The sequence below is a fragment of the Pseudomonas sp. B1-22 genome (assembly GCF_050474425.1).
Taxonomy (GTDB): Bacteria; Pseudomonadota; Gammaproteobacteria; order Pseudomonadales; family Pseudomonadaceae; genus Pseudomonas.
In genome coordinates this window covers 1349735-1372453 of the sequence record NZ_JBCHVH010000001.1, presented here as the reverse complement: position 1 = coordinate 1372453, position 22719 = coordinate 1349735, and the positions used below count along the sequence as shown (strand labels likewise).

Sequence of the window (22719 nt, the reverse complement as noted above, 5' to 3'; positions counted from 1 at the left end):
CTTGCTGCTTTGTGTGCGACATCTTCGGCATCGCTGGTCAGGATGCTTCGCGGTCCTGGGCAATCTGCCCCAGCGCCCAGGCCAGGTCGCGCACCGGTTGTTGTTCTGATTCGTGGATCTGCTGTAGTTGCTGCGCCAGGGTTGGTGCGCCGAATACGCCGTGCAGGCCCTGGTTGATGTCTCCGCTGCGACGCTCGAACACCTTCAACGGCGTGCTGTCGTCGAAGCCATCGCGGTTGAACAGGCCCGACAGCGTACTGCTGCCGAACACTCCGGCATCACCGCCACCAAAGCCGAGGAAGCCCCGCGCGCTGCCATCGCCGTAGCTTGCATCGCCAAATACCTGGGACAGGAAGCTCTGCGTGGGCGCGCCGTTGCGGGTGAAGATGTTGCCCAGCGGCGGCAGGCCACCCAGGCTCGGCGGCTCGAACAGCGAAGGTGGCAGCACCGGCGAAATGCTCGGCGGCGCGACCAGCACCGGCACGTTGGGCTGCAAGGGTGTCGGCGATGGCAGCGGCGGGCCGACGGGTACCTCGACGCGGAACTGAGGATCGCCATCGGAGAGTGAACCGATCACATAGCCGTCGCCACGCAGGGAGTTGGCCAGTGCATTGCCCGCTGCATCACTGATACCGCCGGCGTTGACCGTCAGGCCCAGGCGGCCCTGCCCGCTCACGCTGCCGACGGTCACGCGGTAGATGCGCGCGTCCAGCTGTATGACGGAGAGGATGCTGCCGCTGGCGGAATTGCTGGTCACCAGGGAGAAATCGCCGACATCGACACCACTGACGTTTTCATCGAAGGTCACCAGGAAGTTCACCGTATTCTCGCCGGTCGGTGATGGATCCAGGCGTACGACGCCGGTGGTCGTGGGGGCACGCGTATCCACCAGCACGCCACGGCTGTCACCAATGCCGTTCAGGGACGGGTTCAGCGCATTGCCAGTGGCGTCGCGCAGGGAGCCGCCATTCGCGGAAAGCCCGGCGACCCGGATGCCGTCGCCATCGTTGTCGCCGGCCTGCACGGTGTAGCGGAACACCAGGCCGGTGCTGCCCGAGCCACTGATGTAGTCGGCGTAGACGGTGCGCCCGCCCATGTCGATGGCCAGCTTCGGCGAGCCGTCCACCATCACGGCCTCGCTGGCCTGCACCGTGAATTCCAGGGTGTCGCCCGCGTTGTACAGCGCACCCGGCGGCACGCTGACCGCGGTGACGGTCGGCGCATCCCGGTCAATGACATAGACCGCGCCCGTCAGGCCGCCGTTGAGCGGGTTGTCCGCCCCATCGACGATGCCGGTTCCGCTGCCTTTGAGGTTCAGGCCCAGGGTGCCGGTCCCCGATACACCGCTGACGGTGATCTGGTAGGTACGCGCATCGATCTGCTGCAGGCCGCTCAGGCTGCCTGCGGCGGTGCCGGTGCCGACCAGTGCGAAGTCGCTCAGGTCCACGCCGCTCACACCTTCGTTGAAGGTCACGACGTAACGCACGCTGCCGGCGTTGGACGGTGACGGATCGAGGGTGACGATGGCACCGGGCGTCGGCGCGTCCCGGTCGATGACATAGACCGTACCAGCCAGACCGCCGTTGAGCGGATTTCCCGCCCCATCGACGATGCCGGTTCCACTGCCGTTGAGGTTCAGGCCCAGCGTACCGGTCCCCGATACACCGCTGACGGTGATCTGGTAAGTGCGTGCGTCGATCTGCTGTAGACCGCTCAAGCTACCTACAGCGGTGCCGGTGCCGACCAGGGTGAAGTCACCCAGGTCCACGCCGCTCACGCCTTCGCTGAAGGTCAGGGTGTAACGCACGCTGCCGGAGTTGGACGGTGATGGATCGAGGGTGACGATGGCACTGGGCGTCGGCGCGAGGGTATCCACGATCACACCGGCGGATGAACCGACATTATTCAGTACCAGGTTCATGTCGTTACCTGTGGCGTCGCGCAGGGTGGCGCCGTTGGCCTGCAGACCGCTCACCTGGATACCGTCGGCATCGTTGTCACCGGGCTGGACGGTATAGCGAAAGACCAGGCTGTTGGTACCGGAGCCGGAGACGAAGTCGGCATAAACCGCGACTCCACCGATATCCAGCGCCATGCGCGGCACACCATTGACCACCACCGCCTCACTGGTGTTGACCACGAATTCCAGAGTGTCACCCGTACTGTGGATCGCACCCGGCGGCACGCTGATCGAGGTTACGGTCGGCGCATCCCGGTCGACGACATAGAGCGCGCCCACCAGGCCGCCGTTGAGCGGATTACCCACCCCATCGACGATTCCGGTTCCGCTGCCGTTGAGGTTCAGGCCCAGCGTACCGGTCCCCGATACGCCGCTGACGGTGATCTGGTAGGTGCGTGCGTCGATCTGCTGCAGGCCGCTCAGGCTACCCGTGGCAGTGCCGGTGCCGACCAGGGTGAAGTCGCTCAGGTCCACGCCGCTCACGCCTTCGCTGAAGGTCAGGGTGTAACGCACGCTGCCGGCGATAGACGGCGATGGATCGAGCGTGACGATGGCACTGGACGTCGGCGCGACGGTATCGACGATCACACCGGCGGTTGAACCGACATTATTCAGTACCAGGTTCATGTCGTTACCTGTGGCATCGCGCAGGGTGGCGCCATTGGCCTGCAGACCGCTCACCTGAATACCATCGGCATCGTTGTCGCCAGGCTGGATGGTGTACTGGAAGATCAGGCTGCTGGTGCCCGAACCAGCAACGAAGTCGGCATAAACTGTGGTTCCACCGACATCCAGCGCCATGCGTGGCACACCATTGACCACCACTGCCTCACTGGTGTTGACCACGAAGGTCAGGATGTCGCCGGCGTTATAGGGAACGCCCCCCGGCACCGACACGCTGCTGACTGACGGCGCCACGGCATCGACCAGCACCCCGGCGGTGCTAGCGACGTTGTTCAGCGTGGTGTTGGCGTCGTTGCCCACCGCATCGCGCAATATCCCGCCATTAGCCTGGATGCTGCTGCCGACACTGATCCCGTTGCTGTCCAGATGCCCACTGGCGACTACCAGGCGAAACACCAGCGCATTGCTGCCGGAGCCGCTGAGGTACTGCGCGAAGAGCGTGCCGCCACCGTCCAGGGTCACGGCGAGGCGCGGCGTACCGCCGCTGGTGTCGACGGTGACGTTCTCGCTGAAGTTTACGGTGAAGTCGAGGTTCTGGCCCGCCACATAAGTGCCGTTGGCAGGCACGGCGACCGAGCTGACGACGGGCGCGACACCATCGATCACCAGCGCGGCATTGGCACTCAGACTATCGGCCGCACCGGACAAGGGCAGGGTGTTGAAGGCAGGGTTGCCAAGGCTGACGCTGTCGATGGTGGCGCCATTGAGCGACAGCGCGTTGGTGCCGATGTAATCGAGGTCGGCACTGTAATCACCAGCCTGCACCACATAGGCGAAGGTAAGCGTGCTGCTGCCGCTGCCACTCACGTAGATGGCACTGCGGTCGATGGCGCCGGTTTCCAGCAGCAGCGTGGGCACGCCGCCGCTGACGGTGACGGCCTGGTCGAAGGTGACGGTGATGTGGACGGTATCGCCCACCTTGTAGGTGCCGTCGGGGCTGGCGCCGGCCACGCCGGTGATCGACGGGTTGGGCTGGGCCACGGTGATCAGGATGGTGTCGGTGTCGGTCTGGCTGCCGCCGCTGCCCGCGTTGCCGAGGTCGTTGGTGGTGATCTGCAACGACGCCGGGCCGTAGTAGCCGGGGGTGGGGGTGAACGTCAGGCCGGCCAGCGCGATGTTGATGTCGGCAAGGCTGCCTTGGAAGGTCATGGTGCCGTCGCCGGTGCCGTTGCCCACGCTGAACACCAGGCCGTTGAGGCTGCCCAGGGTGATCTGGCCGTTGCTGGCGGTGAGGGTGACGCTGACGGTGCTGCCGCCGGCGTCCGCGTCGTCGATGGAAATCGGGTTGCCGTTGCCGCTGCTGAACACCAGGGTGCCGTCCTGCAACACGCCCTGGGTGCCCGGCACGGTGTTGACCGGCGCGTCGTTGACGGCGCTGACGGTGAGGGTGACGGTGGTGTGGTCGGTCAGGTTGCCGCCGCTGCCGGTCTGGCCGCTGTCGTCGATCGAGACGTCCAGCACCACGTTGCCGGTGGCGTTGGCGGCGGTGGTGAAGCTGACGCCGCCGCCGGTGACGAAGGCGTTGATGTCCGACAGCATGCCGCTGAGGCTGAGCGTGCCACTGCCCGAGCCGAGCACGGTGACGCCGGCGCCGCTGGTGGCGGCGAGGGTGCCGTGGCCAGGGGCGACGCTGAACTGCACGCTGACGGTGCCCGAGCTGGCGTCGATATCGCTGAAGCTAATGCCGGTGAGCGCCTGCGGTACATCCTCGGCGACGCCGATCGACACCGGCGCGCTGACGTGCGGTGCGTCGTTGACCGGGGTGATGGCGATGGTGACGGTACCGCTGCCGGTCTGCGCCGCGCCGCCGGAGTGGCCGCCGTCATCGATGCTGGCGGTCAAGGTGACGCTGCTGGTGCTGTTGGCCGTGCCCAGGAAATGCACGGCGCCGCCGGCGATGAAGGCGTTGATGTCGGCGATCGAGCCGGAGAGCGTCAGTGCGCTGGCGCTGCCGCCCACGCTGACGCCGCCGCCGGCCACGGCGGACAACGTGCCGCTGCCGACCGACAGCGTGACGGTGAGGCTGGCGCTGCCGGCGTCCACGTCGGCGAAGCTGATGCCGGTGATGGCGGTGGCGGTGTCTTCGGCGGCGGTCAGGCTGGCCGGCATCGACACGGTCGGCGCGTCGTTGGTGGGGGCGACGGTGACGGTGCGGTTGGCGCCGGCGCTGTCGCTGTTGCCGTCGTTGACCTTGAAGGTGATGGTGCGGTCCAGGCTGGACGGCGTATCCGAGCTGTTGCTGTAGGTGACGGCGCGCAGCGCGGCCTGCCACTGCGCGGCGGTGGCGCCGCCGGCCGAGTACAGCGTCATCACGCCGGTGCTGCCGTCGTAGCTGGCGCCGATGTCGCCCATGGTGGCGGGGTTGTTGGTGAAGGCCAGCACATCCTGGCTGCTCAGGAAGTTGCCGGTGATCGCCACGGTGGCGCTGGAAAGCTGCGGCGAATCGCTGTCGGTGACGGTGATGCCGCTGTCGATCACCACCGGGGTCGAGGTCACGTTGTTGCCTTCGACGAAGGCGCTGCTGCCGCCGCTGGCGGTGACCATCGGCGCGTCGTCGATGGCGGTGACGGTCAGGCTGCCGGTGTTGCTGCCGATGGAGAACGCACTGCTGCCGCCGGTGACGGAGGCGTCCATCTTGGTGCCCTGCTGGCCGGCGGTGGCGCCGGTCTGGTCCCAGGCGTGATAGGTCAGGGTGGCGATGGTGCCGTGGACGCCGTCCGGCACGAAGCGGACGCGGTCGGTGCTGCGCAGCAGCAGCGCCGCGTTGTCGGCGACCGGGCCGATATCCTGCCAGCTGGCGCCGCCATTGGTGCTGTATTGCCAGGTGCCGATGCCGGTGCCCAGGCCGGTGATGGCGATGCCCTTGACCGCGCCGGTGTCGACGTCGGTGATGTCGCCGGTGGCGAAGCCGGAAACCGCCATGCCGGGGGTGTTGGTGTCGGAATCGGTCAGGCCGGTGAGCGTGGGGCTGGCCGAGGCCAGCACCGGGGCGTCGTTGACGCTGCTGACGGTGAGCGTGGCCTGCGCGGTGCCGGTGGAAAACGCGGAACTGCCGCCGTTGGTGGTGGTATCGGCCAGGTTGCGCACGCTGTTGGTGGAAGCGCTACCGGCGCTCTGGTCCCAGGCACGGTAAGTCAGCGTCGGGGTTTCGCCGTTCAGGCTATTGGGTACGTAACGTAGTTGGGTAGCTGCCGACAGCAGCAGCGCGCTGCTGTTGCTGACGCTGCCAATCGAATTCCAGCTGAGTCCGTCGGTGGAATACTCCCAGCCGCCATTGCCGATGCTGCCGGTGATGGCGATACCGCTGGCGGGGCCGTCTACGTCGGCGTGGGTGGTGCTGGCCAGCAGTGTGGACACGCTGGCCGCGCTTGAGGTGGTGTCTTCGTTGGTGCCAGCCCAGGTATAAGGCCCGCCGGACAGGGTCGGCGCATCGTTCACCGCAGTGAGGGCCACTTGCGCGGTGACCGCGCTGGAGGTGGCGCCGCTGCCGTCGGTCACGGTGAAGTTGATTTGCCGGGTTCCATCGGTGCCGCCGAAGGTCGGATCGTCCGAGGTGGAGGAATAGGTGATCGAGCGCAACGCGGTCTGCAGGTCGGCCATGCTGCCGTTGCCGCTCAGGGTCAGCACGCCGGTGGCGGTGTTGTAGCTGGAGATAAAGCCGCCTGGCATGCTGCCAACGCTCAACACATCTCCGGCACGGACGTCGGAGATGGCGACCGTGGCACCCTGGAAGGAGGCGGAGCTGTCCGGGTCGGCGATCGACAGGCCCGAGTTGAGTATCACACCCGCGCCATTCTCGGTATAGCCGACGTTGGTGTTGACGGGCGTCAGGGCCGGCGCATCGTTGACGGGAATCACCGTCACGGTCGAACTGATGCCTGGATTGGCGTTGCTGTTGCTGGCGCCACTGTCGACGATACTGGCGATGCTCACCACGCGGCTGAGGTTGCCCGGATTGTCGCCGCTGTTGCGATAGGTCATGGCATCGATCAGCTGTGCCATCTGGGTATTGTCGCGGTTCAGGCCGCTCAGGGTAATGGTTGCGGTCCCGCCCACCAGGCTGACGCTGTAGGTGCCTAGACCACCGACTGAGGTGCTGGCGGTGTTGACCAGGCCGATGTCGATGCCATCGATATTGAGAACGTCGCTGGCATCGCTGCTGACATTGGTCACGGTGAGCGTCATGCCGCTGAAGGTCTGGCCGGCGTCGTTCGTATTGGCGACCACGCCACTGAACAGATCGACCGCGCTGCCGTTCTCGGTGAAGGTTGGCGCGGCAGGTGTAGCGGTAAGGCTGGGACTGACGCTGGGCGGGTTGGTATCGCCCGTGAAATTATCAATTGCCAACCCGAAGAAGTCGGTCGAGGTAATCCGGACTTCGTCTACCCGGATACCGCCGAAGTTCAGGGTTCCGAACCCTGTCCCAAAATTCTGCGCCGCTCCGACGAGTACCCCATCCAGGTAGCCGGCCACGGTAACGCCCTGGTTACCGACTGGGTTATCGAGGTAAATGCTGGTGAACGTGAAGTCCGCAAGATCGGTGCGGGTTATGGTCATGCGCTCGGTTGTATTGAAATCTCCCGCGAACGACAGGAGCGACATGGACGGCGAGTTGGCAGAGCCATATTGGGTCTCGTATGCCAGGTCGCCACCATCACCGAGCGAGGTAAAGGTATAGGTGAACGACGTGCCCGAGATCGTGCGTACAAAGCTCGCGGCATTCCCGCCCGAGTTGGTCATATCGTCGCTGAAAGCTGCGAGCAGGTCCGAGTAAGATCCCACACTCAACGTTGCGGTCTCGATCACTCCTTGCTGAACTTCCAGCGCCCAGTTACCGCCCTTTGCGGTTGCGCCAGTTGCATCACTGGACGCACTAACGTCGGCTTGAGTGGCGGCGGCGAGATTATCGATGAACGCCAGCCCTTCGCCGCCTGCGCCAACCTGGCAACCATACAGCAGAATATCGCCATCCTTGTCGAGCGATTGGCCAATGGCATTCAACAACTCGCTGCGAGCGGCCAGGTCAGCACTAGCCAGCCAGTTGTTGCCCAACTGAACCTTGCCCACGTCACCATGGCTCAGAACATGGATGGCATCGACGCCGCTGCGACCGTCCAGATAGTCGGCCATCTGCTTCAGGCCGTCCTTGTTGGCATCCAGCACCACCACTTCGGTTCCGGGCTTCAGGCCGCTGACGAGTTGCTGGTAATCGCGGACGTTACTGTCGACGAAGACCACTTCCTGGCGGTGATCAGCGCTGCCCGCGGGCGCGGCGGCCGGTTTGTCGGTCACGCTGTCATGCTGCGCCGCGTCCGTCGGGTTGTCCTTAGCGCCCGGTGCATCGGAGCCCGCTGCGGCATCCGCCGCTCCCACCGCGGTAGCAGCGACTGCGCCGTCGAACATCATCCGGGCTTCGAGCGCCAGGGCAAGCGCCGAGCGAACCGGCTGGCCGACCACTTGCTCGCGGGCAGTCTTCTTCCACCACATGGGACACCTCCTGCTTCCATTCAAGAAGGGGAAAGACGCGTCTCGTCTTTCCCCTCCCAATCGTTACGACTCCGGTTTCCGCCAGGAGCGGACGGGCGTCAGTTGCGCGACGGGAAGACTCCTTCCAGCGCGATCACGAAGTTGGTGCCCAGGTAGGGGTTGCGAACCCCCAGCGGCTGGCTGCCACCGGCGTTGCCAATGGTAATGCCCGGCATATCGCCCAGGACGCTGACATTGAACGGCGCCAGGTTGGTATCCGCAGTGCCGGTGGCATACAGGGTGCCGGCGCGTCCGGCAGCCGAGACCGGACCCAGGACGGTGGTCGGCCCTGGGGTGGCCTGAGTGGTACCGGTGGTGGCGGCCGGTATCGAGGCCTGGCCGGAGGCACTGATGGAGTTGCTGGCGGGGGTCGCGGTATGGCTGTGGATGGGCATCTGGGTGGAGAGGATGGTCACGTTTTCCACGCCGCTCAACTCGCCGATAGTGATGTCGCTCAGGCCCGGCCCCTGCCCCTGGCCCACCGGGCCGCGACCACGGAAGTCCGGCAGGCCGAAGGTGGTCTGGCCATTGCCGCCGTACAGGGTGCCCAGCAGCGCAAACAGCGCATTATTCTGCGCGATTGACATCACCTGGCCCTGGCACAAGGCCCAGCCACGGGGGGCGAAGTTGAAGCCGACCATACGGATTTCGCCGATGAAGGGATCGCTCATTACTGTTGCTCCTTGTTGATGCCGGCTGAGCGGCAGGGTGCGCGTCGGTGCGCGGGACAACCTTGTGTGCAAGGCCCCGATTACTGGGCCTTGCGGCAGTGGAACACTGCCTGCAACAGATGGCGCTCACCCTCCTCATCCGGCCCGATAGGGCACAACATCACCGTCCACTCGGCGTTGCCGGGGCTGCGCAACTGGTAGGTGTGCTGGGGCAGGCGGACCCCGGCGGGCTGCGCGAAAATCGCGCTGTAACATTCATGGCGCGCATTCATCGGCGTGCCTTCGCTGACCTCGACCAGGGTGACGGCAATGCCTTCGCCGGTACCCCAACTCAACAACCAGGGCTGATGCAATTTCTGCTCGAAGTCCAGCCGGGTGGGTATCGGGCTCATGCGGATACGTCCTGTACGAGGGGAGTCCTGGCGCCGCGCTGCATCTGCAGGTAGGCGCGATTGTCGCCGCAGACGACGAAGCCGAAGCGGTCGTAGAGGCGCCGGGCCGGATTGGCGGCCTCGACGAACAGCCGGATCGCGGTGCCGGCCTGGTCCGCCTCGTCGATCAACGCCTTCAGGTAATGCGTGCCGATGCCGTGCCCGCGCCATTCGGGCAGCAGGGCGATATCGATCAGGTTGAAAGTGCTTGGCCCACGGAACACGTACAGCCGGCCAACAGGCTGGCCCTGATGGCAGATCAGCGAGAACTGCGCATCCTGGTAGTGTTCCTGGTAATAACGGTGCTGGGCGTCGAATTGCTGGGCAAGGAAGGCATCGATGGCCAGCTGGCTCCAGCCGGTGCTGGCCATTTCGTCGACACGGGTGGTCGCGTATAGCCTGCGCAGGAAGCACAGGTCGGCTTCCCTGAAGGGGCGAAGGTTCAACTCGAAAGTTGACATGTGTCGTGCGTCCTTGCTGAAGCCAGATCCTAGGAACCGGACTACGCGGTATTGTTTTGTTTCACGCGACTACAACGGGCGAAGAGTAGCCGAAGGTGCAGGCCACTAGCCACTGATTAGTTAATACTCAATAGATATATTTCTAAAAATTCGTATGAAGCGTCTGTTTTAAGCAGCGGACTTGCTCCAATTCTTCGTAGGGCGCGCGAGCCCAGCGATCCACCGCCGCCCGAACCTCATCACCGGCCTCATCGCGCTTGCGCTGGCTGTCGGCGCTGAACCACATCGCCGGCTGTTTGGCGTCGAAGGCGGCGATATCGCGCAACTTCGGCACATCGGCATCGACCAGGCCAAAGAGCGGCGCTAGGCGGCCCCACAGCGCGCCGGGCAGTTCGCTGTAGTTCACCGGCACGCAGCCCTGCTCCTGGCACAGCGCCAGCCCCTGCTCGAGAATGCGACCGATCATCCGACAGGTGAACTCCAGCGGAGCCATCGCCTGGGCGTCCAGCCCGGCGCAATCCAGCCCCGATGGCCCAAGCAGGCCCGGCACCCGGTGCATGCCGGGTTGGCGCAGTTGCGAGATGACGATTTCCAGCGGGTCGCGATACAGGAAGATGCCCGGCGTGTCCGGATACAGGCGGTGCAGCAGCGGCGCCTCGAACACGTTCCAGGCGTCGAGCTTGACGAACAGCCGCTCCTCGCCGCCCTGACGGCGCTGCCCGTAGGCGGAGAGCAAGGCGCTAATCCACTGCGGCTGCCGATCCATCGCCGCGGGGTCGAGCAGGTGGGCACGCAGCAGGCTGTCCAGCGCCGGCGGCTCGGAGAGCACGATGTGCCGCCCCAGGCCCGCCAGCATCTGCGCGAGCAAGGTGGAGCCGCAGCGGGACGCGTGATAAATGAAGGCGCCGGGCGCGACGCCCGGACTCGCGGCCTGCCGCTCCAGCAGGACATTCAGCGAGGTTTCCCGGCGAAAGACCTGGTTGAAGGGCAGACGCAGGGCCAGGTCCACATCATCGCGGAAGAATGGCCGGGTCAGCCGCTGCTCGCCGAACCAGCACCAGTCCAGACGCCATTCGCCATCGCGGCGCCAGGCCCGGATGGGCAGCCAGCCGTGGAAGTTGTCCTCGACCATCATGCTTTCCATTGTTCACTCCATGCCTGCCTGCCCCGGCGCATGGCGGAGCGGATTTCCGCCTCGGAAAACCGCAGTCCACGCTCCGCGCCCAGGGCCACTGCCTCCCGCAGGAAGTCACGCGTAACGACCAGCGACTGCAGCTGCCGCGCCAGTGACAGGTCCTGCGCCACCAAGCGGCGAAAGTGCGCGAAGGCCTGCCCCGCCCTGCCCGGCTGCAGCACCGGCGTGTCCGGCAGGCCGCGCGCGATGGCGTCGAGCAGCCAGGGGTTGGGCCGGCAGTCCAACACCAGGTGGATGCGCTCCCCAGGCCCGGGGTTGTCTACCCGGTGCGGCCGCGACAGGTCGATGAACCAGCACTCGCCGGGCTGCATCGGCACCTGCAGATCATCGACGAGAAACTCGACACCGGGCGGACTCAATAGCGGCACATGCACACGCAGGTCACTTCCCGGCACACCCAGGTCCGGATCGCAGTGTTCGTGGATGCGCGACCCCGGCCCCAAGCGCAGGAGGCGTGCGCTGCTCACGCTGGTATGAAAGACCTCCAGTAGAGCATTCCAGGCGGGCTCACGCTGCCACCAGCCGCTGCGTACCGGCGCGCCCCGGCCGGGGGCCAGCGGCAGCGGAGCGTCATCGGGCGTGATCAGGGCCACACCGCTCCAATCGCCTTCGTAGTAGCCGGTGTTGAAATGGCTTTGCCAGGCGCCCGGCTCGATGCGCACCAGGGCATCCAGCAAGGGCGCCAGCGCGAACCTCAGGGGCAGGCGCGAACAGATCGGTAGCGGCTCGGTCGGCATGCAATCGTCCTTGTTCTGGGTGTCACTTCAAAAACCGCTTTCTCGCACTCCCAACGCCGCCAGCCGGCGCCAGGCGCTGCCCAGCAACGACTGCCCCGCCCCGTCCAGCACGACCACGCCACGCAGCGGTTGCGTCGGGTGGAAAGCAGCATCCAGCAGGCTCAGGCGCACGCCGTACTGCGCCTGCACCGGTTCGGCGCGGCGCTGCTCGTCGCGGCGCACGGCAATCGGGCCATGGTGGTCGGAGACCAGGGCCTCCAGTTCCAGGTAGGCAACGCCGGTGGCATCCACTTCGTCCAGGCGCACCGCCAGTGCCGGGCGCGCCGGGTCGTCGGCGATGAAGCGCCCCTGGGCGCCGGGCTGCACGCGCCAGAGATTCTCCTCGGCGAGATAGCCGCGCAGCCGCTGGCCCGGCTCCACTACCCGCGCCAGGACCTCGCCGGGGCTGAGCCAACGCCCCAGCGTCAGGTCGGGCAGCAGGTCGCGCACCACGCCTGCCTGCGGCGCCCGGATCTGCAAGCGCTCACGCTGCGCCGCCAACCCCCGGTACTCGGCCACGGCCTCGGCGAGTTTCTGCTCGATGATCCCGGTATCGCCAACGGTTTCGCTGCGCGCGGCCTGTCGGCGCAATTGCAGTTGGAGAATCTCGATCTCGCTGCGGGCAATGGTTTGCCTGGCATCCAGGTCCGGGGACTCCAGCTCCAGCAGCAACGCGCCCTGCTCAACTGTCTGGCCATCCACTACCTGCAATGCTTTCAGCCGGGCCGCCACGGGCGCGTGCAGGGCCGTGGCGCGGGAGGCCTCCAGCAACGCCGGAACCTCCACCGAAGCCCGCCAGGGCACGGCCAACAACACCAGCGCGAGCAGCAGGCCAGCCCCCACGAAAAGCACCTTGCGCGGCTCGGCCTGGTCACGTCGCCGCCACCATTCGCGCAGTTCCCGCCAGACCGGCAGGCCAATGAACCAGACCAGCTCCACCAGCATAAGGAAGATGCCCAGCACCTTGAAGAACAGGTGGTAGACCGCCAGAGCGATACCGAAGAACAGCACCGCGCGCCAGATCCACGAGCCAAAGCCCCAGAGCAGCAGGCGCTGGGCCATGGCCGGGGGCCAGGGCTCAGGCGCCGGCTCGCCATAGCCGAACAAGGTCTCGCGCAGCCTCCAGCGGCACAGGGCGAAGGCACGGGCCTGGAGGTTTTCCACCCCGAGCAGGTCGCTGACCAGGAAGTAGCCATCGAAACGCATGAACGGATTCAGGTTGATCAGCACCGTGGTGATCCAGGTGGCGCTGGCCAGCATGAACGCCGAGGTGCGCGCCGGGCCGTCCGGCAGCAGCGACCACGCCAGCAATGCCAGCACCGCCAGTACCAGCTCGGCGAGCACACCACCGGCGCCGATCAGCAGCCGTGAGCGCCGGTCGCTCACCCGCCAGGCGTCGCTGACGTCGGTGTAGAACATCGGCAGCATCACCATGAACGCCACGCCCATGCTCTGCACGCGGCAGCCGGCGCGCTTGGCCATGAAGGCATGGCCGAACTCGTGGCAGAGCTTGGCAAACCCCAGCGCCACGCCAAAGGCCAGTGCTCCGCCCAGGCTGAACAGGTGCGGAAAGGTGGCGATGAAGCGTTGCCAGTCCCTGGCCACCAGGAACGACCCCAGAGCGAACACGAGGGGCAACGCCCAGCGCAGCATCCACCCGCCGTTGCGCTGCAGGACCGGCCAGGCGCGATTGAGGAAGGCATCAGGCCGCCACAACGGGATGCGGAAGAACAGGTACTGATGCAGCACCTTCTGCCACAGGCTCTGCCGCATCGCCGCCGCCTTCAGCGCGTAACTGGCGCGCTGCTGCTCATCAAGGGCGGCAATCAGGTCATGGCCGCGCAGAAAGCGCAGCATCTCATCCAGCTCCTCCGCGCCCAGCGACTGGCCGGGCTCGGCGTTGGCCGCCTGCAGCACGCGCTGCGGATCGCCCAGCGGCCAGTGGCGCAACAGGCGCACGGCGGCGGAACCGAGCTTGAAGTAGCGCCCGCGCAAGGGGTCGGCCAGGGTCCACTGCGGAGCGCCGTCCAGCCCCGGCGCGGCAGGCGAAAGCTGCAAATCGACGCGCAAGGCGGGCAGCATCACAGGCCCAGGCTCTGGCGCAGCGCGGCCAGGGGCCGGCGCAGCAGGTAATAGGCCAACGGCACGCGATCACCGAAGAGCTTCGCGGTACCGCGCAGGCCGATGCGCGGCGACGCGTCGATGAAGGCCGCGTCCAACCGATAGGCAAGCTGCCCGGCCGCCGTCGACTGCGCTTCGTAGGCGGCGCGCTCCAGCCGGGCGTCGTGACGGCTCAACGGATCGCTGTCGAGGAACAGCGCCACCTCGCCCCCCGGCGCCAGGGAGATGGCGTCCCCCACCGGCAACTCGATACGCAGCTCGGCCTGGGCCGGGTCGGCGATCTGCATCAGCCGCTCCCCGGTCTGCACCGGCTTGCCGGTAAGGCGCTCGGCATCGGCGAACACCGCGATGCCAGCACTCTCGGCACGCACCTCACTGCGCGCCAACAGCTGCCGGGCGTAATCGCGCTCGGCGCGCTTCTGTTCCACCCGTGCGGCCAGCAGGTCGACCCGAGCGCTCGATTCGGCATCGGCGAAGGCCCGCTGGGTACTGGTCTTCAGCTCCGCCTCGGCAACGCCCAGCGCACGGTCGGCGACGTCCGCCTGGGCCTTGAGGCTGGTGGCGTCGAAGCGCACCAGCAGGTCGCCGGCCGCCACCGTCTGATTGGGCTTGACCAGGAACTCGGCAATCACCCCATCCAGCGGCGCAACGACCACGCGACCGCCCAGGGGCACCACTTCAGCCGGCGCCAGTACCGACTGGCGCACCGGCACCAGGAGCAACAGGCAAGCAGCGCCAGCGATCATCAGCAACTTCTTCTTCGGCCAGCGCAGGCGCCAGGGCTTGCGCGGTTGCAGCGCCAGCCAGGCGTGGGCATAGGTGTTGCCCAGTTGCGCCAGCAACGCCTGCTCCGCGTCGTTCCAGGGCTGCTCGCGGGCGAGCCAGAGGCCGCCAAAAAGAGCGCCCTGACGATCCAGGAACGGCAGCCAGAACACCTCCCCGGCGGACAGCGACTGCCAGTCCGCCTGCTGCTGTGCCCCCAGCGCCTGGAAGTCAACGCAGTGGGCACCATTCAGCGCCCCACGGGCCTGCAACTGCGCGCAGGCTTGCTCGACGAAAGCCACGAAGGGCGAGTTCGGCTCCACCACACTGATGCCGGTGAGCGCGTTGACCTTGCCGGCGATCAGCAACGCCGCATGGCGGAAGGCGAACAGCGCCTGGGCGTCATTGACCATGTGATAGGCCAGTTGCTCCACAGTAGCGGCGCCCCGCGCCTGCCGTTCAAGGCCGAGGAACTGCGCGAAGACGCGCTCCAGCATGCCGACCTGCGGCGCGTTCATGGCGCATCCGCGAAGCGCGCGCTGCCGCTCATACCAGCCAGCAGGCCCTTGGCATCGGCAGGCAACGCAGCTATCAGCGGCAGCATCTGGCTGCCCTCGTCGATCCGCGCACCCAGGCGCTTGACCTGGACCTTCAGCGGCTGACCGGTCTCATCGGGAACGAAGGTGAAGGACTGCCCCACCTTCAGTTGGGACACCCAGCGCGACGGCACCAGCAGACGGATTTCCAGGCTGCGGTTGTCGACGATTTCCAGCAGCGGCGCACCGCCGGAAACGCTCTCGAACGGCTGCGCCTTGCGTTGCACCACCTGGCCATCGAAGGGCGCGAGCACCGCACAGCGGCCGACCTGAACTCTGTAGACCTGTGCCTGGGCCTGCGCCTCGGCGAGCTTGGCCTCGGCCAGCGCCACCTCGAAACGGCCCACGGAATTCAATGCCGCCAACTGGCGGTTGTGGCCCAACTGTTCGCTGGCCGCCTTGGCGCCGGCCTGGGCAGCGTTGAGCTGGGCCTGGTAGGCCGAGCAGTCGAAGCGCACCAGCACGTCGCCCTTGAGGAAGGTCTGCCCTTCGGCGAAGGGCATTTCCAGGATGCGTCCGGACAGCTCGCTGGACAGCATGGCCTGGTCCCGCGCCCGCAGCACGCCACGCACATCTCCGGCAGCAGCACCGGACGGAGCAGGCGCATCCAGCAATGGATCATCCGCAGCTTGCTCTGATCCCTGAGCCGCGCAGGCTCCGTACAACGACAGTCCTAATCCCAGCCACGCCCATCCACGCATCGCTCGCCCTCCCCGGCAGTCGGCGGAGTGTACGGCAGTCCTATGGCGCCGGAAATTGGCTGACGTAATTTTCCTTTATTGGGAAAAGTCAGACCCGCCAAGTGCAATTCCAGGCAGGTATGGGCGATTGCGCGCTGGTTCGACAGCCCGGCCCGTTCTATTTAAGCTGCCGCCCTCTTCAAGGGAGTGCCAGCAGGATGACGGAGTCTTTCCAGGGAAGCTGCCTGTGCGGCACGATCAGGTACGAACTGCTCTCGCCGCCCAGGGCGCTGAGCCACTGCCATTGCAGCCAGTGCCGCAAAGGCCACGGCGCGGCATTCGCCAGCTACGCCAGCGTGCCGCGTAGCGACCTGCGTATCCTGTCGGGCGCAGAGGCGCTCAAATACTACGCGTCCTCCGAGTCCGTGCTGCGGCAGTTCTGCAGCCACTGCGGCTCATCGTTGTTCTGGTCGAAAAACCAGGGTGAGTTCTCCGACTGGATCTCGATAGCCCTCGGCACCCTGGACACGGCCTTCACCCCGCACAAGCAAAAGCATGTCCAGGTAGCCTCCACGGTTCCCTGGTTCGAGCTGCCGGATCACTGGGCGCAAACGGAGTGACAGCGTTGGCTCGAACGCGCTCGCCTGCAATGCGGAGAAGAACTGCGGGAACGCGGGTACGTACCCCGTCGGCTGCATCAGAATCCGGCTCACGGCAGCCATTCGCGTTCCCCCGTTGCGCAGACCAATAAAAAGGGCCTTGCGAAAACAAGGCCCTTTTGACTGCTGCCATCAGGTTGTTACAACTCGGCAATACACATCAGGCGCTCACTGCACTCAAGGTAGCGAGTGCCGGAAAACTTGAACACCATGTTGAGCAGGAACGGGTCATGCAGGCCGTGGCGTATAAGCCAATCCTCATGGAATCTATTGCCTTTTCCAACCGGAATGACAGTTATCTTGCGGGCGACTTTACTGAGGATTCCGTGCATCTGATCGAGGGTAAAGAAGCGGATATTGAATAATGGATCACGCTGTTTTTCCGAGTTGAACAATTCGGCAAACGCATGATTATGAGCATTATGCACGGTCACGATCATTCTTCCCTTGGTGATGCGTGCCTGCTCCCGTGCCATTCGATCAATGTCTTCATCTGAAAACAGCCCCCAGAAACCGTTATGGAAGCTGATATCAAAATGATTGTCCGGATACTGCAGATCAAAAGCATCCATCACCTGGAAACGCTCCTGCAATGAAGGATAAAGCTTCTGGGCCAGGGCGACCGACTCCGGAGAAAAATCGATACCATGACCTTCGACACCTCGCTTGGTCAGTTGCACGATATCGCGGAAGCTGCCGGCGGCAATTTCCAGAACCCGCGTCTCATGGCGCCTTCGGACGGCATCGATATAGTAGGCGTGGCGAATGTCATTCTGATAAAGATTGAAAATTTCCTGCCATTTTTCGTCCCAGTCCTTGGCCGTAATCAGTTTAGCTGGCTCGGCGACTTGGCTCATCTTCGCGATCCTGTAATTGATAGTTCAATAACGTGACGGCGTTTAAAGACGACTTTTCCCGGCAGTAGACAACTGAATTGGCTGCTGAGTGAAACAATAAACAATGAATGCGGCTCTGTCGGCACCGCTCTTATTACGCCTGATTTTCGAAAATTCACAGGCACATCGGCAGGCGACCAATATACAGGCCTGGGGCTCTGCGTCAGTATCAAGGCGATCAACGGAGTGCCACTTTCTTAAACTGGCAAATTGCAGTTAAAGTGCCAGCAAAGGGATGCTTTTTATTTATCAAATCCACTGAATAAGTTCAGAAAAGAATTAGAACGCAAAGAATGAATTCATCCTTATTTGCCATTTATCCTCATGTACGAATTGGCGCATTTGAGAATTTCCCGAATCGCCTGAAAGGCTCCCCGTTCAGCCCAGGCCGATGAATCCGGCTCACCGCCCTGGCGAAATTCCGAACCTTACAAATATCTCAACTTCCTGCGATCCCCGTGTTAGACACCGGGCAATAGGCTCGGGACGACTCAGTCCCGTGAATCCACGCCCTCGGCTACGAGGGCTGCGAGCCTTTTCGCCATGTTCGAGCACCTCCCCATCGACCGCCAGTTGGCGCAGATCTTCCTCACCAGCGCCCGCTGCGCCTGCTTCCGGCAAACCGCCCGCAGCCTCAACCTGCATGTCACGCTGATGCGCAGGCAGCTCATGAAGCTCGAAGCCAGTATCGGCAGCCCGCTGTTCTTCTACGAGAACCGCACGCTGCGCCTGAGCCCTACCGGAAAAGCGCTGCAACAGGCATTGACTCTGCGATTCGGCGACCTGCAGCCGGAGGTGGCCAGCACCCGGCGGCGACGCATACGCCTGGCCGTGCCGTCCGACCTGTTGGATGACTTCCTGGCCCGCGACCTGATCGCCTGGCTACGCAAGGATGCCGCAATGAACCTGGAGATCCTTCCCCTGGAAGGCCCCCCGGAAGAGCCGGCGGAAGTGACGGTCTGGCTAGCCGACCCCGACAGCCCCCGCCCCGATCCCGGCTTCGCCATGAGCAAGCCGACCCTGCTGGCGCGCCTGCACTACTGCGCGCACATGGCCAAGCGCTACGCGGGCCGCCGGCTCCCCCGCGCGGCGTCGGACCTCACCGACTTCATGCTGGCCCAGCACTCGGCCAACGACTCGATCAGGAGCTTCGAACCCTGGAACAAACTCCTGCGCCAGCGGCAAAGCTCGGTGGCGCAGGTGCACTCCCAGGCCTGGGTCCGGGAGCTGGTTCGCAACTCCGCCTGTATCGGCCTGCTCCCGGCGTACGTGACGAAGCTGGAAAGGAACCTGCTCCCGCTGGAGCCCCTGTTCAGACAACCCATGGAGCGCATCGCCTGGCTGTCGGTCGCGCCGCTGGCGGCGAACCTGAGTGAAGTGGAAGCGCTCGTCGCGATAGTCCAGCGCGCCTTCGAACAACGCCGGGACTGGTTCACTGCGGACAACTGAATGCACCTCGGTGCACCGGGAAAAATCCCCACCGTCATCGTCCTGAAACAATCGAAACCCGCCTGGAGAAACGCCCACCCCGCGCCGTGCCTGCCCTTGCGGCAGCCCCCCACCGATCGTCACGCAAGTGACACGCAAAAAGCACAGAACCGTCATCCGCCCCGCCGAGCCTGCGCCCCGTCAACCACTACACGACGCAACGAGGAGAAGCGCATGTTCGGCAAAACCCACGCTCAATGGCCCACCCTGGGCCTGCTGTTGAGTGCCGCCAGCCTGTCGGCCCAGGCCGGCACCGTCACCACCGATGGAGCCGATATCGTCATCAAGACCAAGGGCGGGCTCGAAGTGGCGACCACCGACAAGGAGTTCAGCTTCAAGCTCGGCGGCCGCCTGCAGGCGGACTACAGCCGCTTCGACGACTACTACACGAAGAACGGCAACACCGCCGACGCCGCCTACCTGCGCCGCGCCTTCATCGAGATCGGCGGCACCGCCTACAAAGACTGGAAGTACCAGATCAACTACGACCTCTCGCACAACACCGGCAACGACGACACCGGCTACTTCGACGAAGCCAGCGTCACCTACACCGGCTTTGCGCCGGTCAACCTCAAGTTCGGCCGCCTCTACACCGACTTCGGCCTGGAAAAGGCCACCAGCTCCAAATGGGTGACCGCCCTGGAGCGCAACATCACCTATGACCTGGCCGAGTGGATCAACGACAACAACGGCATGGGCATCCAGGCCAGCAGCACCGTCGCCGACATGGCCTTCCTCTCCGGCAGCGTGTTCAGCGAGAACAACGACGACACCGACGGCGACAGCGTGAAGCGCTACAACCTGCGCGGCGTGTTCGCCCCGCTGAACCAACCGGGCAACGTGCTCCACATCGGCGCGCAGTTCGCCTACCGCGACCTCAAGGACGCCGCCGTCGATACCCGCATCCGCCCCCGCATGGGCATGCGCGGCGTGGACACCAACGGCGGCAACGACGCCGGCGACAACGGCAACCGTGGCGTCTTCGGCGGCATGGCCGCCAGCGAAGGGCTGTGGAAGGACGACTCGGTCTGGGGCCTGGAAGGCGCCTGGGCCATGAACGCGTTCTCCGTCCAGGCCGAATACCTGAGCCGCAAGCTCAAGGCCGACGAAGCCGAAGGCGACGTGAACGCCTCGGGCTACTACGGGCAGGTCGCCTACACCCTCACCGGCGAGGCGCGCATCTACAAGCTCGACGGCGCCAAATTCGACACCATCAAACCGGCCAACAAGCAGACCGGCGCCTGGGAAGTCTTCTACCGCTACGACTCCATCACCGTCGACGACGAGAACGTCACCACCAGCACCGCCACCCGCCAGGTCGGCGATGCCGAAGGCAACACCCACACCCTGGGCGTCAACTGGTACGCCAACGAAGCGGTAAAGATCAGCGCCAACTACGTCAAGGCCAGCACCGAGAACGTGACCAACGAAAACGGCGACGATAGCGGCGACGGCATGGTGATGCGCTTGCAGTACGTCTTCTGAGCAGCCGCCCCACGAAAATGAAAAAGGGACACCTGGGTGTCCCTTTTTCATTTCCATCCCGGCGCGCTCGCTCAAAGCAACTCGATCCCGAACCGCCGCACGAACAGCGCGAACAGCCCGAAGCACGTCATGGTGATGAGGATGCAGGCGATCAGCGTCGGCCAGAAGCCCAGGCGCGGCAGCAGCAGCGGGAAGGCCAGGAACATCGGCAGCGTCGGCACCACGTACCAGAAGGTGTACCAGGCATGGTTGGCGATCTTCTCCTGGCTCTGCTGCTCGACGTACAGCCAGATCAGCGTCAGCACCGTCACCAACGGCAGCGCGGCGACCAGGCCGCCGAGCTTGTCGCTGCGCTTGGCCAGTTCGGACACCAGCACCACGATGCCGGCGGTGAGAAAGTATTTGGTGATGATCCAGGCCATGGCTGCTCCAGGGGCGCACGCGGGGTGGCGGCATGTTGCGCTCTGGCTGGAATCCTATCCAGTCTCGGTGCCGTTAAGAAGCCGGCTACCCATCGAACCTGGATCGATCGGGTATATCCCGCCTGCCCCGCCTTACAGATTTGTCACCTCCCGCTCATCCAGCCGTTATCCGCGCTCCTACACGATGCCCGTGGCCCTCGCCACGCCTGGGCGAAAACAACAACAGCAGGCGGTGACAACCACCCTGCCCTTAGGAGCACACACCATGTACCGACGCAAACTCCCCCTGGCCGCATCCCTGCTGGCCCTGGGCGTCGCCACGCCAACCGTCCACGCCGAGGCTCTACCCGAAGAGAAAGCCGAAGGTTTCCTCGAAGGCGCCAGCCTGGACATCCTCGCCCGCAACCTCTATTTCAACCGCGACGCCCGCAAGGGCCAGTCCATGCCGCCGCGCGGCAATGGCTACTCGGAAGTCTGGGCCCAGGGGATCATGGGCAAGTTCGAGTCCGGCTTCACCCAGGGCACGGTCGGCGTGGGCGTGGACGCCTTCGCCATGCTCGGCTTCCAGCTGGATACCGGCGGCGGCCGCAACGGTGCCGGCAGTTCGGTGGACGTGCTGCCCACCGACAACGAAGGCAACACCGAGAGCGACTACGCCAAGGCCGGCGGCGCCGCCAAGGTGCGCCTGTGGGACACGGTGGCGAAGTTCGGCGACGTGTTCCCGGAGACGCCCGTGGTCCACTACGGCGACTCGCGCCTGCTGCCGGAGAGCTTCCGTGGCTTCACCCTGCAGAACACCAGCCTGGAAGGCCTGACCCTGCAGGGCGGCCGCCTGCACTCCATGAGCCAGCCGCAGTCGCGGCAGATGGACGACGGCTTCGAGACCTTCTACGCAGGCCCGGTGGATTCGCCCTGGCTCGCCTACGGCGGCGGCGACTACGCGATCAACGACAATGCCAGCGTCAGCCTCTACAGCAGCCGCCTGAAGGACGCCTGGAACCAGTACTACTTCGGCACCGCGCTGAACTTCCCGCTCACCGAGACGGTGGAGCTGTTCGGCGGCTTCAACTACTACAAGTCCCAGGACGAAGGCCGCCAGTTGCTCGGCGAGTTCAATACCAACATCTGGAGCGCCAACACCGGCGTGCACTTCGGCGCGCACCGCGTGACCCTGAGCTACCAGCGCAACAACGGCAACAACGACTTCGACTACCTGCGCCAGTCCGACTCGATCTACCTGGACAACTCCATCCAGTACAGCGACTTCAACTCGCCGAAGGAGAAGTCCTGGATGGCCCGCTACGACCTGGACATGGCCACCTACGGCGTGCCGGGCCTGAGCTTCATGACCCGCTACGCGCGCGGCAGCGACGCCGACTACTCCAACGCCAACAGCGTGTACATGCGCGAGGACGACAACGGCAATCCGCTCACTGACCAGAAGCGCTGGGAGCGTGACGTCGAAGCCAAGTACGTGTTCCAGGAAGGCAGCCTGAAGGACCTGTCGCTGCGCGTGCGCCAGGCCACCACCCGCGCCACCGCCTTCGAGTCGGACCTGGACGAGGTGCGGCTGATCGTCGAATACCCGCTGTCGCTGATGTAAACCGATGCGCCGTGGCGCCGGGCGGGCAGATGTCGGAATTGTCAGTTTCGGCTCAGCGTCCTGTTAGGTGCCGCTGCGTATAAAGGAATCCATCACCTCCCCACGGTGGATGATGCCCCGCAATACCGCTCCTCTTTCTGGCGCTCCACGTGCCCCTTTGGAGAGAGAGGAACACTTGGCGCCCGAATGGGCGCCTTTTTTTTGCCGGAAAAACGGGGCCTGCTCGCGATCACACGCATAGCCCGCTCCTGCAATGCGGCGCTGCATCCCGTCATTTCCTGGGGGGATCAGATTCCGCCACAA

The 22719-nt window shown here is 65.0% G+C and carries 15 protein-coding genes; 4 read left to right on the top strand and 11 right to left on the bottom strand.

All coding sequences use genetic code 11. The annotated features are described in order from the left end of the window. Positions 1-37: 37 nt before the first annotated feature. From ACQ5BL_RS06370 to ACQ5BL_RS06330, 9 genes are all read right to left on the bottom strand, one after another. Positions 38-8131, bottom strand: a complete 8094-nt coding sequence (locus tag ACQ5BL_RS06370) for a DUF4347 domain-containing protein (RefSeq protein ID WP_430292858.1) — start codon at positions 8129-8131, stop codon at positions 38-40. Positions 8132-8229: 98 nt separating this feature from the next. Further along, positions 8230-8841 (bottom strand): phage tail protein, encoded by a 612-nt coding sequence (locus tag ACQ5BL_RS06365; protein ID WP_207886629.1) that lies wholly within the window; start codon positions 8839-8841, stop codon positions 8230-8232. An 80-nt stretch (positions 8842-8921) separates the two neighbouring features. Continuing rightward, positions 8922-9233 carry a DUF6916 family protein gene (locus ACQ5BL_RS06360; protein WP_207886628.1) on the bottom strand — a complete coding sequence of 104 codons (312 nt, stop codon included), beginning with the start codon at positions 9231-9233 and terminating at the stop codon, positions 8922-8924. After that, complete coding sequence (locus ACQ5BL_RS06355) at positions 9230-9733, bottom strand: GNAT family N-acetyltransferase (protein ID WP_243807761.1); 504 nt, start codon at positions 9731-9733, stop codon at positions 9230-9232. Before ACQ5BL_RS06355 ends, ACQ5BL_RS06360 begins: the two co-directional genes overlap by 4 nt. A 142-nt stretch (positions 9734-9875) precedes the next feature. Continuing rightward, positions 9876-10877: a sulfotransferase family protein gene (locus ACQ5BL_RS06350; RefSeq protein WP_243807762.1), complete on the bottom strand. Its 1002-nt coding sequence runs from the start codon at positions 10875-10877 to the stop codon at positions 9876-9878. Continuing rightward, positions 10865-11665: an aspartyl/asparaginyl beta-hydroxylase domain-containing protein gene (locus tag ACQ5BL_RS06345; protein WP_243807764.1), complete on the bottom strand. Its 801-nt coding sequence runs from the start codon at positions 11663-11665 to the stop codon at positions 10865-10867. The genes ACQ5BL_RS06350 and ACQ5BL_RS06345 overlap by 13 nt, the downstream gene beginning before the upstream one ends. 27 nt (positions 11666-11692) lie before the next feature. After that, entirely contained in the window at positions 11693-13789 is a 2097-nt protein-coding gene (locus ACQ5BL_RS06340; RefSeq protein ID WP_243807765.1) for an HlyD family efflux transporter periplasmic adaptor subunit, read from the bottom strand. Next, complete coding sequence (locus ACQ5BL_RS06335) at positions 13786-15105, bottom strand: efflux RND transporter periplasmic adaptor subunit (protein ID WP_243807766.1); 1320 nt, start codon at positions 15103-15105, stop codon at positions 13786-13788. The genes ACQ5BL_RS06340 and ACQ5BL_RS06335 overlap by 4 nt, the downstream gene beginning before the upstream one ends. Continuing rightward, positions 15102-15884 carry an efflux RND transporter periplasmic adaptor subunit gene (locus ACQ5BL_RS06330; RefSeq protein ID WP_430292857.1) on the bottom strand — a complete coding sequence of 261 codons (783 nt, stop codon included), beginning with the start codon at positions 15882-15884 and terminating at the stop codon, positions 15102-15104. The genes ACQ5BL_RS06335 and ACQ5BL_RS06330 overlap by 4 nt, the downstream gene beginning before the upstream one ends. Before the next feature lie 197 nt (positions 15885-16081). Between ACQ5BL_RS06330 and ACQ5BL_RS06325 the strand changes: the two genes are divergently transcribed. Beyond that, positions 16082-16483: a GFA family protein gene (locus tag ACQ5BL_RS06325; RefSeq protein ID WP_243807768.1), complete on the top strand. Its 402-nt coding sequence runs from the start codon at positions 16082-16084 to the stop codon at positions 16481-16483. 179 nt (positions 16484-16662) lie between these two features. Here the strand turns inward: ACQ5BL_RS06325 and ACQ5BL_RS06320 are convergent, their stop codons facing one another. Beyond that, positions 16663-17379: a class I SAM-dependent methyltransferase gene (locus ACQ5BL_RS06320; RefSeq protein ID WP_243807769.1), complete on the bottom strand. Its 717-nt coding sequence runs from the start codon at positions 17377-17379 to the stop codon at positions 16663-16665. A 582-nt stretch (positions 17380-17961) separates the two neighbouring features. Here ACQ5BL_RS06320 and ACQ5BL_RS06315 point away from each other — a divergent pair. Continuing rightward, positions 17962-18867 carry a LysR family transcriptional regulator gene (locus ACQ5BL_RS06315; RefSeq protein ID WP_243807770.1) on the top strand — a complete coding sequence of 302 codons (906 nt, stop codon included), beginning with the start codon at positions 17962-17964 and terminating at the stop codon, positions 18865-18867. A gap of 213 nt (positions 18868-19080) precedes the next feature. Further along, positions 19081-20391, top strand: a complete 1311-nt coding sequence (locus tag ACQ5BL_RS06310) for an OprO/OprP family phosphate-selective porin (RefSeq protein WP_243807771.1) — start codon at positions 19081-19083, stop codon at positions 20389-20391. Between the two features lie 71 nt (positions 20392-20462). On the opposite strand, the gene ACQ5BL_RS06305 is transcribed toward ACQ5BL_RS06310, so the two are convergent. Next, positions 20463-20813 carry a DUF3147 family protein gene (locus tag ACQ5BL_RS06305; protein ID WP_243807773.1) on the bottom strand — a complete coding sequence of 117 codons (351 nt, stop codon included), beginning with the start codon at positions 20811-20813 and terminating at the stop codon, positions 20463-20465. Between the two features lie 265 nt (positions 20814-21078). Here ACQ5BL_RS06305 and ACQ5BL_RS06300 point away from each other — a divergent pair, with 265 nt between their 5' ends. Next, positions 21079-22416, top strand: a complete 1338-nt coding sequence (locus ACQ5BL_RS06300; RefSeq protein ID WP_243807774.1) for an OprD family porin — start codon at positions 21079-21081, stop codon at positions 22414-22416. Positions 22417-22719: the final 303 nt, after the last annotated feature.